Source organism: Streptococcus oralis (genome assembly GCF_023109005.1).
Classification (GTDB): Bacteria; Bacillota; Bacilli; order Lactobacillales; family Streptococcaceae; genus Streptococcus; species Streptococcus oralis_BU.
The window spans coordinates 42,827-56,267 of the sequence record NZ_JALDTU010000002.1 but is presented as its reverse complement, the minus strand read 5'-3'; the positions used below and the strand labels follow the sequence as shown (position 1 = coordinate 56,267).

General features: G+C 39.9%; 14 protein-coding genes and 1 pseudogene. 14 read left to right on the top strand and 1 reads right to left on the bottom strand.

Annotated elements, in window-relative coordinates:
- Window positions 1–29 precede the first annotated feature (29 nt).
- Complete coding sequence (locus M1F56_RS02790; protein ID WP_000495209.1) at window positions 30–1,049, bottom strand: hypothetical protein; 1,020 nt, start codon at window positions 1,047–1,049, stop codon at window positions 30–32.
- Window positions 1,050–1,168: 119 nt separating this feature from the next.
- Here M1F56_RS02790 and M1F56_RS02785 point away from each other — a divergent pair, with 119 nt between their 5' ends.
- From M1F56_RS02785 to aguA, 14 genes and pseudogenes are all read left to right on the top strand, one after another.
- Entirely contained in the window at window positions 1,169–1,675 is a 507-nt protein-coding gene (locus M1F56_RS02785; protein ID WP_000525326.1) for a YfbM family protein, read from the top strand.
- A 48-nt stretch (window positions 1,676–1,723) separates the two neighbouring features.
- Window positions 1,724–2,128, top strand: a complete 405-nt coding sequence (locus tag M1F56_RS02780) for a hypothetical protein (RefSeq protein WP_001030857.1) — start codon at window positions 1,724–1,726, stop codon at window positions 2,126–2,128.
- Window positions 2,129–2,260: 132 nt separating this feature from the next.
- Window positions 2,261–3,112, top strand: a complete 852-nt coding sequence (locus M1F56_RS02775; RefSeq protein WP_247916795.1) for a CbrC family protein — start codon at window positions 2,261–2,263, stop codon at window positions 3,110–3,112.
- Window positions 3,113–3,130: 18 nt separating this feature from the next.
- A pseudogene (locus tag M1F56_RS02770) lies at window positions 3,131–3,603 on the top strand (hypothetical protein).
- Window positions 3,604–3,629: 26 nt separating this feature from the next.
- Window positions 3,630–4,184 carry a hypothetical protein gene (locus M1F56_RS02765; protein WP_247916794.1) on the top strand — a complete coding sequence of 185 codons (555 nt, stop codon included), beginning with the start codon at window positions 3,630–3,632 and terminating at the stop codon, window positions 4,182–4,184.
- Window positions 4,185–4,194: 10 nt separating this feature from the next.
- Window positions 4,195–4,692, top strand: a complete 498-nt coding sequence (locus M1F56_RS02760) for a hypothetical protein (protein ID WP_247916793.1) — start codon at window positions 4,195–4,197, stop codon at window positions 4,690–4,692.
- 48 nt (window positions 4,693–4,740) lie between these two features.
- The gene (locus tag M1F56_RS02755; protein ID WP_247916792.1) at window positions 4,741–5,535 is read left to right on the top strand and encodes a DUF4261 domain-containing protein; all 795 of its coding nucleotides are present in this window, start codon (window positions 4,741–4,743) and stop codon (window positions 5,533–5,535) included.
- 43 nt (window positions 5,536–5,578) lie between these two features.
- Window positions 5,579–6,046, top strand: a complete 468-nt coding sequence (locus tag M1F56_RS02750; protein ID WP_247916791.1) for a hypothetical protein — start codon at window positions 5,579–5,581, stop codon at window positions 6,044–6,046.
- Window positions 6,039–7,055, top strand: a complete 1,017-nt coding sequence (locus tag M1F56_RS02745) for a hypothetical protein (RefSeq protein ID WP_247916790.1) — start codon at window positions 6,039–6,041, stop codon at window positions 7,053–7,055. The genes M1F56_RS02750 and M1F56_RS02745 overlap by 8 nt, the downstream gene beginning before the upstream one ends.
- A gap of 591 nt (window positions 7,056–7,646) precedes the next feature.
- Window positions 7,647–9,107 (top strand): aminotransferase class I/II-fold pyridoxal phosphate-dependent enzyme, encoded by a 1,461-nt coding sequence (locus M1F56_RS02740; RefSeq protein WP_247916789.1) that lies wholly within the window; start codon window positions 7,647–7,649, stop codon window positions 9,105–9,107.
- On the top strand, window positions 9,108–9,968 hold the full coding sequence (speE, locus tag M1F56_RS02735) for a polyamine aminopropyltransferase (protein WP_000366713.1): 861 nt from the start codon (window positions 9,108–9,110) through the stop codon (window positions 9,966–9,968).
- Window positions 9,965–11,224 (top strand): saccharopine dehydrogenase family protein, encoded by a 1,260-nt coding sequence (locus M1F56_RS02730; protein WP_247916788.1) that lies wholly within the window; start codon window positions 9,965–9,967, stop codon window positions 11,222–11,224. The genes speE and M1F56_RS02730 overlap by 4 nt, the downstream gene beginning before the upstream one ends.
- Window positions 11,224–12,351 carry a carboxynorspermidine decarboxylase gene (gene nspC / locus M1F56_RS02725; RefSeq protein ID WP_247916787.1) on the top strand — a complete coding sequence of 376 codons (1,128 nt, stop codon included), beginning with the start codon at window positions 11,224–11,226 and terminating at the stop codon, window positions 12,349–12,351. The genes M1F56_RS02730 and nspC overlap by 1 nt, the downstream gene beginning before the upstream one ends.
- On the top strand, window positions 12,348–13,433 hold the full coding sequence (gene aguA, locus M1F56_RS02720; protein ID WP_247916786.1) for an agmatine deiminase: 1,086 nt from the start codon (window positions 12,348–12,350) through the stop codon (window positions 13,431–13,433). The genes nspC and aguA overlap by 4 nt, the downstream gene beginning before the upstream one ends.
- Window positions 13,434–13,441 lie beyond the last annotated feature (8 nt).

The window sequence follows — 13,441 nt, the reverse complement described above, 5'->3', positions numbered from 1 at the left end:
GCTTATGTGATAAAGGGGAAAATGGTCAATCATTCCCACATACTGTGTTGAGCTCTAACACCATAACTATCTATGGAACCATCTGAATTGAACTTGGCTTCAATCCTGTATCTTTTCCAGAGGTCGTAATCTGCCGTTTGAATGGTTAGGATGTAGTTCGAGTCAGTCTCAGCGACATTGTAATCAGCAGGATTGACTTCAAAGATATCAATTAATTTTCTTGTTTGAAAATCTTGGAGCTTGAGATTTGCTAAACTGACATGATTGATAGAAATTCCCTGCAATTGATGGGCATCCTTAGGCGTTCTATAGTAGGTAATGACACAGTTTTTGAGTTGATCAGTATCTTTGCCAGTAGGAGTAAGGATCATAAAACCATAGGACTGATCTTCACGCTTGATTTCGAGAAGCTGGCCGTAGTAGAAATGGTCGTTTTTTGGATTGGTGATAGGACTATTTGCACCTTTATCTTCGAAGGTGAAACCTTGCTCTAAAAGCTCGGAAGCCTTGCTCTCCCCGATAATGACAGTGGTATCTTGAATGGTTACTGGAACAGGTTGAGCTGGAAGACCACTCATCATCATGCAAAACATAAAAACATAACTCGTTAAAAAGGCTGTCCCGACAAAAGCGTTGGTTGATGCATAAGCATGACTGTTATGAAAGTTTTTTCTTATAGCTAGTACAATAAATTTACCAATACTTTTTAAAACCATACTAACAAGTACGATAAAAAATTGTTTTTTCAAACATTCATAAATTGCTTGCGGAAAGCTATTGCCATGATAGTAGAAGCCAGCCAATACCAGTAGATTTACGATTAAATAGATCAGCAAGAACCAATGAATCTCTTTAAGGGCATTAGCATCTGTGATTTCTTCATAGTCAACGTGAATTCTACCTTGAATGGCATGGCCGAGTTTATAGATCCATTTTGGGACATCTTTCCCTTGTCTGACCGCAACTACAAGTCTGATATAGAGATAGATAGTAAAGGACAAGGATAGAAAGAAAAGAGCATAAAAACCCAAAACAATACTAGTGAACATTACTATTTCCCCCTATTTAACATTCAATAAAACAATTTCTTAGCTCCATTATAGCATTTTCTAGGGAAATAGAGCTAGAAAGATCCGTATAATACTAACTGATTCAAAGGAGTAAAATCATGGGAATGATTGCCAATTATCAATATTTACCAGACGATGAATTAGATCAAATAAAAGGTCTTTCCAATCAAGAAGATGACTTGTTAGATTTTGCAGAGGATTCCGCTGATAGTCATGATATCTTACTAGATATTGACAAAATGTGGGATGCCTTGGTCTTTGTCTTGACAGGATTTAGTAGTTCAGAATTTTTGGATGACAATCCCTTGAGAGAAGCGGTTTTAGGAGTGACTCCTTTAGAAGAAGTGTCTGAGTACATAGCCTATACTGAAAAAAATAAGATAGCCGAAATCATAGAAGCTCTAGAAAGTTTTGACATGCACAGAGCCTTGGAAGACTTTAGTATGGAAGCCTGCAAGAAAGCCGACTTGTATCCTGATATTTGGGATTATCTTGAGGAAGAGGAAGAAATCAAGGATGAAATTCGAATCAGTTTTGTAAATATGAAAGAGTTTTACAAAAAGATTCTGGAGCTCAATGGAAATGTCCTGGTCACTATTTGTTAGAAAGTTTATTAAACATTCCTAAAAGAATAAAACTGCTTGAGGTAATAAATGAACAAAGAAGATTTATTGGCATTATGGAAGGGAATAAGCTGGGAAAAACATGATTCGGGGATCTATTTTCTAGGGCGATATCTAAATAAAGACATAAATATTTATTTTACAGGTTACTGTGAACAGGATTTGGTCTTATTATCAGATGATTTGATGACTAGTTTATATAGAAACTTGGAACACCTTGATAAAAAAGCTCAAAAGGTTATCCATGATAATTGGCCTGATAAAGCAGTTACAGAACTGGAATTAAGGGAGTTAATCTTGGATAAAAGTAGTTCTTATGGCGAATTTGCTCTAGGTTATGATGCCGGTGTCTCTCCAGCTGGCTCCCTTTATCTTTTAGTGAAATTCGACAAATATTTTCAAGTTGATAGAGAGCTTGTGTATGAAATTTACTAACTGTCTGACAATAAGAGGTTAAAATCAGGTGATGAAATGAAAGATTTATATAAAGCAATGTTAGGCTTAAATGGTATTGTCCTCGTCACCATTTGTTAATCAGAATTTATCCATGTAAGAAAAGGTAGTCAGATGAATCCATATTTACAAGAATATATCACCCGGACAAGGGAATACCATGCTAAAGATGGAAAGCCTTCAAGTGTTGCGGCACTCTATGATTTGGCTGATGAATTAGCTAAGTCTGATGATTTAGAAGCTAAAAAAGTCTTAGTTGACCTCTATGAACAATTGGGTCTCTACACTAGTGCCTATAGCTTATTTACCGAAATCTTAGATAAACCAGATCGAAAACAGAAAAAGAAACTGAGCCGTTTACAAGAAATGAATCAGAGTCATGGTGATCGTTATGCCCTTCCTCGTCCCCTAAGAAAAGAAGATAAAAAGCAGAGTCAGGAGTTATTACAGTCTTTGCCACATTTTCTCTATCATCCAGATCCCTTAGCTACAGGTTCATTTGTTGAAGGAGAAGCCAAGCTTTGTCCATCTTGTGGGAAAGAAAGCAATATTTATTATGACTTGATCCCTTATTGTATTGACAACATAGAGAACCTTTGTCCATTTTGTATTGCAAATGGTCAAGCAGCTAAAAAATTCGATGCAGAATTTATCCAAGATGCCGAGTGGCAGGGTAAATTGGATCCAGAAAAGAATCAGCTGCTTTTTTGTCAGACCCCAGGCTACTCTAGTTGGCAGGGAGAATATTGGCTTTCTTGTTGCCAAGATTATTGTGCTTACCTGGGTACAGTTGGAACTCGAGAATTGAAGGATATGGGAATCGCTGAGCAAGTCTTGGAAGACTATGAAGCGCGTGAAGAATATCAAGAGCTAGAAGACTACTTGGTCAAAGACGGGCCTATCTGTGGTTATTTGTTTAGATGTCTACATTGTCAAAAATACCATATCTGGGTTGATGCAGTTTAAATCGAAATGTGATTAGCTATGAAAATTAAAGAGAAGACTATGGAAGAACTAGAATTATTCGAAGCTGCCTCCAAAGATTTATTTGATACTATGCAGGGATTTAAAGACAATCTATCTGTTCAATTTCCCCTATTAGATAGTGATAACTGGCAGTATGATAAGGGATTCATAAAAGTTTGTAAGGCTGATGAGTCAGGATTCAAAAAAAGATGTAGAGTCGGAATCATCTACAATTTGAAAGTCCCCCTATTAAAGAAGATGCCGAGCAAATCTGGCTACTGTTTAAAGACTGGTTCAATACTAGCAGATTGAGTCAAGTTGAAAGAAATCTTAATAATGAGGATTTGGGAAGATATGTCTTCTCAGCAAGTTCCCCTCTAGGTGATCAGGTAGATTGTTCCATTTATTTGCCTAATGAGTGGAATATCCCTCAGATTAGCTTTTCAGGCTATCTAACAGCTCGTTATAGGGCTTGTGATCTTGATAAATAGCAAAAATAAGATGGAGGTTTTTAGAGATGAAAAAGATTAATTGGGACAAGATAAAGACTCGCTTAGATGCCTTGCTGGTCATTGATGAGTTTCTAACAGATCCGAGTGAGGATTGGCTCAGACTTGTGATTAAGACTGAGGAAGACTATGGAGTCCGATATCTTATTGACAATGGCTCTGGTGATTCTTTAGATGTAATTTTGACTGATAAAATGATCCTTATAAAAGGCTTTGATCATGAAAGTAGTTTAAGCCAGTTTGCTGCTGACGAGTGGAATCAAGATATCATCGATAGTTTTTATAAAGGACTGGATGAAAAGTATGTCTCACTTTATTCAGAAGAACAAAAAGATGAAACAACCTTCTTTATCTGGTATGACGGTCACGCGCATCAACACACTTACCAAGATCAGGATGGCGGAGAATGGTTGCTCTCTTACCTTTTTGATAGCTTTGAGAGATTTCATGAGTTTGTGACTGACTATTATGAAATTACCGTAGATAAAGATTTACTTAGGAAACTCTACATGGATGGACAACTTTCAGACATAGAAGTAAAGCAATTAATCCAGGAAAGTTAAGAGAGTAATCATGAGAGTGAACTATAAAAATAACCCTGAAAACTATCGAGCCATGGCGGAAATAATCATCCCACCCTTGCTTGATTTACTCAAAAGTTTAACCTTGTTAGAAGAGAAAATTTTTGAGCGTAACAGAGCACTGGATAAGGAAAAAGAAGCCCTTAGCATCCCAGCAAATCAAGTTCATCCAAAGTGGAATGATCTTATGGATGACTATTTTCATAGACAAATCCAACTTATGACTGGACAAGTGACTCGAAAATGCTTGGAAGGAGGAGTTCGAAATTCTTATGGCTCCCCAAGTGAGTATAACTATGTTCAAACGAATGATTTTTCTGTAGATTTTATCATGACAAAAGCTGAAGAAGCAAGAGTCATCATCCATTATCAAGAAGCTTTAGAAATGAAGCATCAGTTTGTACTTAGATTTGTGGATGGAAATTGGCTACTTGCTGAGAAATTCTACGGTTTTGAGGATGAGGAAACTTGGTATGACGACTCACTTTAAGCAAGATAGCTTTGCTTCCCAACTGATATGAGAAAAAGGAGAAGTCCTATGAATTTTTTGAAAAATCTATTTTCTAGTAAGAAAGAAAAGTCAGAGAAGAAAAAACAACTGATCTTGTCCATGCCCCTCTTTAAAGGCAAGCAGGCCTATTCTTTAGACCAGGTCGTTCAGGAATTGAAATCTCACTGGGCGCTTGAAATTTCTGAAGTTTCTGGGGATGATTCTAGTGCAACCTTTGTGATTGATGGTGCTCTCGTTGCGTTGGCTTTAATGGATTTGCCTATCCCAAGTCAAGAATTTGAAGAATTGTATGCCTATTCTTACCTCTGGCAGGATGTTGAGAAGGAAACACAGGAGTACACACAACACGCCATTGTTTCTATCCTGTCTGACAATCTTTCGCCAGTAGAAACTTATTCCCTATTAACTAAAGTCAATGCCTCTATCTTAAAAACTAGTCAATCAGCTATTGGTATTTATCAGGGTTCTACCACCTTGCTCTTACCCAAAGATCTTTATCTAGACCTGGCTGACCTTTTGAAAGAAGAAATGCTTCCCCTTCAACTCTGGATTTATATGGGAATTATCAACCAGGGAGATAAAACTAGTATTTACACTTATGGTTTGAAAGAGTTTGGAAGAACTGAGATTGAAATTATCGAGTCTCCTATGAATAGCGATGACTTATATTATTTCCTCCTGTCTATTCTTCAGTATGTTTTAGGCAGTGATGTCACCTTAAAGGACGGTGAAACCATTGGCTTTTCAGAAGATCAAAAAATCAAAATCACTGAGTCAAAAGCCGTCTATTTGGAAGGAAATTCCTTGAAATTAGATGTTTAAACCATGATTTATAATTGAGTGTCTTTCCTAGATTGGGGGTTTTATGAAGCGTGATATAAAAAAATATTATCTCTACCGATTTCTGGACCATAGATTTGAAAAACTCTCTTGTAAGAATCCAAGTCTTAAGGAAATAAAACCAGAAAACAGAGAAAAAATCGTTTTAGAGGCTACTCGAACTAGTCAAAAGATTATTCTAGTCCTTGGAATTCTTTATGTTTTTCTAAATTCTGCTATGTTCATTTACCTAAGGCTCAATGATTTTCAAAATCCCTTTTTGACTTGGTTTACTGACTACATCGACTATTTGGGGGTACTGATAAACGGTGAATGGGGCGGTAGTTGGCGTCAAAAGAAAGCTAGTTTTTTGATGATTGCTCTAGTGGCTTTACCCATTGTGCTGATAGAAGGCGGCCCCTTCTTCTTGCTGGTTTTATTGATTGGGAATTGGGTACTAAAGAGAAAGATAAGATTTGTGAGAGAACATAAAGGAGTAGAGAGCCATGGCTAGAACGGCGATAATAGGTACTTTAATAGTTTTTGCAATCTTTAATCTGCTACTTGGTCTGGGCTTTTATCTCTTTCTAAAAAAGAGGAAAGAGAATGGGCAGTCATTGTACGAAACTCCTGTAAATCAACAAACTCGAACAGAAAAACTGGGTCTAGGCGAGATTTTGGTCTACCTGACCCTGATTGTCATCGCAGGGATCTTTGCCTTTCAGACCTTAAATAGAGGCGGTGTGGGGAATTCTATTTTAGCCAAAATGATCCTCCTACCTGCTCTAATGGCCCTTTTCAATGCAAGAAAACGAACTGGGAAGTCTATGCTTGCCCTCCTTATAACTTTGATGGTCTTTCTAGTAGGAGTCACGTTTAATCTCACGATTGGTTTGCCACCTCAAGCACCGATTTTACAAATTAATGAAAGTAAAATCATTTTAGCTGAAACTAAAGCCAGTGAGCTGATGGATGCTGGTTTTGACATCTATGTAAGACAGGGCGATGGTGGTAGCGATTATGAAGACCTCCTGACAAGTAACAGTTTCCAAAAGTATCCTGGAGATAAAACAGTTACCATCGAAAAAGGCTTCAGGCTTGATAGCAATGCTGTTCCTTACGCTCCCTATCTCCTAGCAAAAGATGGCATAGTACTGGGCAGTATTTCCTTTTACGGTGCTGAGGACCATGATGTGGCTATAGAAGATTCTAAGGTTATTCAGGTTCGATTTAACAAGGACAGTATTGAGGCAGCGAAAAAACATTCTATTACTTTCAAATTAAATGAACTTGACTTGACTACACGACTGGATGTTTCTCTTGTTCAAGAAACCTTCAAGAAGCATCTATGGTCAATTCCGCCATCAAATACAAGTGATGTCACTCAACTATGGTATGGATTAAAGTGGTCCAGCAACAGTGATTCGCTATTTTGGAATGAGTACTATGGTCTCATCCGCCTAGATGAAAATTATATGATGACTGATTTTGAACTAGCTGTTCAAGTAGCACGAGATAAGTAGATAAGATTTTGAATAACTGACTATACTTACGATTCAACAAAGGAACTAATCGATTTAGTTCCTATCTTTGTCTTTTGATTTCAATTTAAAACGGTTTCTTTTTATTGTTGACTAATATTTCACGAACGAAAAAAGAAATTGTTTAAAAAAGTTTCATAAAATCCTTTACAAGCTCTTATAAACATGGTATAGTTATAAGGCTTAGAAAATGAGATGATGTTTTCTAGCAAATATAAACCCGAGTAAAAAATGCCTACGGACAGGCAGGGTTGAATGCCGAAGCGTGGTTGAAAAGCCACATTATTGATAGGGTTAAAAGCCTACTTTTATAAGTTGATGTTAGGACGCTTGTCCTAATTCATAAATTTTAGTGTGGTGAAAGCACACGTCATCTTGTGAAACGATCAATAAAGTACGTAATATTTGCTACTAGAGAGTTAGGAAACATCAGGAATAGACATACTCAACAGAAACCAAAATACACACGTCAGAAGATTGCAGAGCAGGTGAAAACCTGCTCTTTTTTCATAAGTCAACCTTTAGTCGCCTTTATCTTCTTGAGGTGCTAAAAATACGGTAAAGGAGTATGTCTTGAAAAAGTTAGATCAGAATCAGGCCCCTATTTATAAAGGACTGATTAAGTTACGCAAGAAAAGGATTGTCCCCTTTGATGTGCCAGGTCACAAGCGTGGACGAGGAAATCCGGAACTTGTCGAACTGTTAGGGGAAAAATGTGTTGGCATCGATGTCAATTCGATGAAACCCTTGGATAATCTTGGTCATCCCATTTCGATTATTCGAGATGCGGAGGAATTGGCAGCGGATGCTTTTGGAGCGGCGCATGCCTTTCTCATGATTGGGGGAACAACCTCATCAGTTCAAACCATGATTCTTTCCACCTGTAAGGCAGGAGATAAGATTATTCTGCCACGGAACGTTCACAAATCTGCTATCAATGCGCTGGTTCTATGTGGTGCCATTCCCATCTATATCGAGATGAGTGTAGATCCTAAAATTGGCATCGCTTTAGGTCTTGAAAATGACCGTGTTGCACAGGCCATCAAGGAACATCCGGATGCTAAAGCTATCCTAATCAACAATCCTACCTACTATGGGATTTGTTCAGACCTCAGGGGTTTAACGGAAATGGCTCATAAAGCCGGTATGTTGGTTTTAGTAGATGAAGCTCATGGAGCGCATTTGCATTTTACAGACAAATTGCCACTATCTGCTATGGATGCTGGTGCTGATATGGCGGCGGTCTCTATGCATAAGTCTGGTGGGAGTTTGACCCAGAGCTCCATCCTGCTTATCGGGGAGCAGATGAACCCTGAGTACGTTCGTCAGATCATCAACTTGACCCAGTCTACATCTGCCTCTTACTTGTTGATGGCTAGTTTGGATATTTCTCGTCGTAACCTAGCTCTTCGCGGTAAAGAATCTTTTGAGAAAGTCATTGAGCTCTCTGAGTACGCTCGTCGTGAAATCAATGCTATCGGTAGTTACTATGCCTACTCACAAGAGTTGATAGACGGTGTGTCTGTTTGTGATTTTGATGTAACCAAGCTGTCAGTTTACACTCAGGGTATTGGGCTAACAGGGATAGAGGTTTATGATCTCTTGCGAGACGAATACGATATTCAGATCGAGTTTGGCGACATTAGCAATATCTTGGCCTACATTTCCATTGGTGACCGCATCCAAGACATCGAGCGTTTGGTCGGTGCTTTAGCTGATATTAAGAGACTTTACTCGAGAGATGGAAAAGACTTGATAGCTGGTGAATATATTCAGCCCGAGTTGGTGCTGTCTCCACAAGAAGCCTTCTATTCAGAAAGAAAAAGTTTAACCTTGGATGAGTCGGTTGGACAAGTCTGTGGAGAATTTGTCATGTGCTATCCTCCAGGAATTCCTATCTTGGCTCCAGGTGAACGCATTACACGAGAAATTGTAGACTATATCCAATTTGCCAAGGAACGTGGTTGCTCTCTCCAAGGGACGGAAGATCCAGAGGTCAATCGCATCAACGTCATTGAAAGAAAGGAGAACTAGATGGATTTATGGTTTTCTGAAGTTCATACTCCAGATGTGAAATTGTCCTTGAGAACAGCCAAACAACTTTACGCTGGTAAAAGTGAATGGCAGGATATCGAAGTCTTGGATACGCCAGCTTTTGGGAAAATACTGATTTTAAATGGGCATGTCTTATTCTCAGATGCGGATGATTTCGTATACAACGAAATGACTGTTCACGTTCCCATGGCTGTCCACCCAAATCCCAAGAAAGTCTTGGTTATTGGGGGTGGTGACGGTGGTGTTGCTCAAGTATTAACCCTCTATCCAGAATTGGAACAAATCGATATTGTGGAACCGGATGAGATGCTGGTTGAAGTCTGTCGTGAGTATTTCCCAGATTTTGCTGCGGGGCTAGATGATCCTCGTGTCACCATTTACTACCAAAATGGACTACGCTTTTTACGAAACTGTGAAGATGACTACGATATTATCATCAACGATGCAACAGATCCATTTGGACATACGGAAGGGCTCTTTACCAAGGAATTTTACGGCAATAGTTATAGGGCTCTCAAAGAGGACGGAATCATGATCTATCAGCATGGTAGTCCATTCTTTGACGAAGACGAGTCTGCTTGCCGAAGTATGCACCGCAAGGTCAATCAAGCCTTTCCAATCAGCCGAGTCTATCAGGCGCATATCCCAACCAGTCCTGCTGGCTATTGGTTGTTTGGATTTGCATCGAAAAAATACCACCCTGTCAAAGATTTTGACAAGGAAGGCTGGAAAAAACGCCAGCTTTTCACAGAATACTACACTGCAAACTTACACGTGGGAGCCTTCATGTTGCCCAAGTATGTTGAGGACATTTTAGAAGAAGAGGAAGGGAAAAAATGAGTCGTTTATTAGTTATTGGATGTGGGGGCGTTGCCCAAGTTGCTATTTCAAAGATTTGCCAAGATAGCGAAACTTTTAAAGAAATTATGATTGCTAGCCGTACCAAGTCAAAATGCGATGACTTGAAGGCTAAATTAGAAGACAAAACAAGTACAAAGATTGAGACAGCTGCTCTTGATGCTGACAAAGTAGAAGAAGTCACTGCCTTGATCGAAAGCTACAAGCCAGAAGCTGTTTTGAACGTAGCGCTACCATATCAAGATTTAACCATTATGGATGCTTGTTTGGCGACAGGTGTCCACTATATCGATACTGCCAACTATGAGGCTGAAGATACAGAAGACCCAGAATGGCGTGCCATTTATGAAAAACGTTGCAAGGAGCTTGGTTTTACAGCTTACTTTGACTACTCATGGCAATGGGATTATCAGGAAAAATTCAAAGAAGCAGGCTTGACTGCTCTGCTTGGATCTGGTTTTGACCCAGGTGTGACTAGTGTCTTTTCAGCATATGCCCTCAAACATTACTTCGATGAAATCCACTATATTGACATTCTAGACTGTAATGGTGGTGACCATGGTTATCCATTTGCGACAAACTTTAACCCAGAAATCAATCTCCGCGAGGTTTCTGCTCCAGGTTCTTACTGGGAAGATGGAAAATGGGTCGAAGTCGAAGCTATGTCTATCAAGCGTGAGTATGATTTTCCTCAGGTTGGACAAAAAGACATGTATCTCCTTCACCATGAAGAAATTGAATCATTGGCGAAAAACATTCCAGGTGTCAAACGGATTCGTTTCTTTATGACCTTTGGGCAATCTTATCTAACGCACATGAAATGCTTGGAAAACGTAGGGCTCCTTCGTACGGATACCATTAACTTTAACGGTCAAGAAATTGTACCAATCCAATTTTTGAAAGCTTTGCTTCCAGACCCTGCAAGCCTTGGACCACGCACTGTTGGTAAAACCAATATCGGTTGTATCTTTACAGGTGTCAAAGACGGTGTTGAAAAGACCATCTATATCTACAATGTTTGCGACCATCAGGAATGTTACGCCGAAGTTGGTTCTCAAGCCATTTCTTACACTACTGGAGTTCCAGCCATGATTGGGACAAAATTGGTTATGAACGGAACTTGGAAACAACCTGGAGTTTACAACCTTGAAGAATTGGACCCAGATCCATTCATGGAAGCTTTGAATGAGTACGGATTGCCATGGGTTGTGGTGGAGAATCCGCAAATGGTGGACTAATGAAGCTAGAACAAGTACCCACACCAGCCTACGTCATTGACTTAGCAAAGTTAGAAGCCAACTGTCGCATTTTACAATATGTACAAGAAGAAGCCGGCTGCAAGGTTTTGCTTGCCCAAAAGGCATATTCCCTCTACAAAACCTATCCCTTGATTAGCCAGTATCTGTCAGGTACGACTGCAAGTGGTCTCTATGAGGCCAAGCTCGCTAGAGAAGAATTCCCGGGGGAAGTCCATGTCTTTGCGCCAGCTTTCAAGGATGTGGACTTGGAGGAATTGCTTGAGATAACAGACCATATCGTCTTTAACTCGGAGAGACAGTTGCGTAAACATGGTCCTCGTTGTCGAGCGGCTGGTATTAGTGTCGGTTTGCGCCTCAATCCTCAATGTTCTACCCAAGGAGATCACGCGCTCTATGACCCTTGTGCTCCTGGCTCCCGTTTTGGAGTTACTTTAGACAAGATACCGAGTGATTTGCTGGATTTGGTGGATGGCCTTCATTTTCATACCCTTTGTGAACAAGGGGCAGATGATTTAGAGACAACTTTGAAAGCTGTAGAAGAACAGTTTGGTCCTTATTTACATGAGGTTAAATGGCTCAATATGGGCGGTGGCCACCATATCACAAGAGAAGACTATGATGTGGATTTACTGATTTCTGAAATTAAGCGTATCCGAAAAACTTACAATCTTGAAGTTTATATCGAGCCGGGTGAAGCCATTGCGCTCAATGCGGGTTATCTAGCAACTGAAGTATTGGATATTGTAGAAAACGGTATGGAAATCTTGGTTTTAGATGCCTCCGCGACCTGCCATATGCCAGATGTACTTGAGATGCCCTATCGTCCACCTTTGAGAAATGGATTTGAGGCTCAGGAAAAAGCCCACACCTATAGACTTTCTTCCAATACCTGTCTGACGGGTGATGTGATTGGTGATTATAGTTTTGAAAATCCAGTTGAAATTGGAGATAGACTTTATTTCGAAGACATGGCTATTTACTCATTTGTTAAAAATAATACCTTTAACGGTATTGGCTTGTCAACTCTCTATCTCATGGACGAGCAAGGTGACTGCAGCTTAGTCAAAATCTTCGGCTATCAAGACTTTAAAGGGAGATTATCATGATGGACAGTCCAAAAAAATTAGGCTATCGTATGCCTGCAGAGTATGAACCCCATCATGGCACCCTCATGATATGGCCGACTAGACCAGGATCATGGCCTTTTCAAGGAAAAGCTGCCAAAAGAGCATTTACTCAGATTATCAAGACCATAGCAGAAGGGGAAACTGTTTATCTTTTGGTGGAACAGGACCATCTATCTGAAGCCCAATCCTATCTAGGAGACAAGGTTGTTTATTTAGATATTCCGACAAATGATGCCTGGGCGCGTGATACTGGTCCGACCATTCTCGTCAATGATAAAAGAGACAAGTTGGCAGTAGACTGGTCTTTCAATGCCTGGGGTGGTGCTGTAGATGGTCTCTACCAAGACTATGAAGCAGATGACCAAGTAGCTAGTCGTTTTGCTGAGACCTTGAAAATGCCTGTTTATAATGCTAAATCTTTTGTACTGGAAGGTGGCGCGATACACAGCGACGGTCAAGGAACCATTCTTGTGACTGAAAGCTGCTTACTCAGTCCTGGTCGTAATCCCCACCTCAGTAAAGAGGAAATCGAAAACACCTTATTAGAGAGCCTTGGCGCTGAAAAAGTTATTTGGCTACCTTATGGTATTTATCAGGACGAAACCAATGAACACGTTGACAATGTTGCAGCATTTGTTGGTCCTGCAGAGCTTGTTCTAGCTTGGACAGACGACAAAAGCGATCCTCAGTATGCCATGTCTGCAGCTGATCTTGCTCTTTTAGAGAAGGAAACTGATGCAAAAGGTCGTCCCTTCACTATTCATAAGCTTCCTATCCCAGCTATTCGTCAGGTTGTCACTAAGGAGGATTTACCAGGCTATACTTATGAAGAAGGGGAAGAGGAGCGCTATGCTGGTGAGCGTTTAGCAGCATCCTATGTCAATTTTTATATTGCCAACAAGGCTGTCTTGGTTCCCCAGTTTGAGGATGTAAACGACCAGGTTGCCCTAGATATCCTCAGCAAGTGTTTCCCAGACCGTAAAGTTGTCGGAATACCAGCAAGAGACATTCTGTTAGGTGGTGGCAATATCCACTGTATCACCCAACAAATTCCAGAATAGGAGAGAAA

Bases quoted from the DNA above. Each gene is read 5' to 3' on its own strand.
- aguA (WP_247916786.1), top strand. From the start codon at position 12,348: ATGATGGACAGTCCAAAAAAATTAGGCTATCGTATGCCTGCAGAGTAT.
- M1F56_RS02745 (WP_247916790.1), top strand. From the start codon at position 6,039: ATGGCTAGAACGGCGATAATAGGTACTTTAATAGTTTTTGCAATCTTT.
- M1F56_RS02785 (WP_000525326.1), top strand. From the start codon at position 1,169: ATGGGAATGATTGCCAATTATCAATATTTACCAGACGATGAATTAGAT.
- M1F56_RS02790 (WP_000495209.1), bottom strand. From the start codon at position 1,049: ATGTTCACTAGTATTGTTTTGGGTTTTTATGCTCTTTTCTTTCTATCC.
- speE (WP_000366713.1), top strand. From the start codon at position 9,108: ATGGATTTATGGTTTTCTGAAGTTCATACTCCAGATGTGAAATTGTCC.
- M1F56_RS02780 (WP_001030857.1), top strand. From the start codon at position 1,724: ATGAACAAAGAAGATTTATTGGCATTATGGAAGGGAATAAGCTGGGAA.
- M1F56_RS02730 (WP_247916788.1), top strand. From the start codon at position 9,965: ATGAGTCGTTTATTAGTTATTGGATGTGGGGGCGTTGCCCAAGTTGCT.
- nspC (WP_247916787.1), top strand. From the start codon at position 11,224: ATGAAGCTAGAACAAGTACCCACACCAGCCTACGTCATTGACTTAGCA.
- M1F56_RS02765 (WP_247916794.1), top strand. From the start codon at position 3,630: ATGAAAAAGATTAATTGGGACAAGATAAAGACTCGCTTAGATGCCTTG.
- M1F56_RS02750 (WP_247916791.1), top strand. From the start codon at position 5,579: ATGAAGCGTGATATAAAAAAATATTATCTCTACCGATTTCTGGACCAT.
- M1F56_RS02760 (WP_247916793.1), top strand. From the start codon at position 4,195: ATGAGAGTGAACTATAAAAATAACCCTGAAAACTATCGAGCCATGGCG.
- M1F56_RS02755 (WP_247916792.1), top strand. From the start codon at position 4,741: ATGAATTTTTTGAAAAATCTATTTTCTAGTAAGAAAGAAAAGTCAGAG.
- M1F56_RS02775 (WP_247916795.1), top strand. From the start codon at position 2,261: ATGAATCCATATTTACAAGAATATATCACCCGGACAAGGGAATACCAT.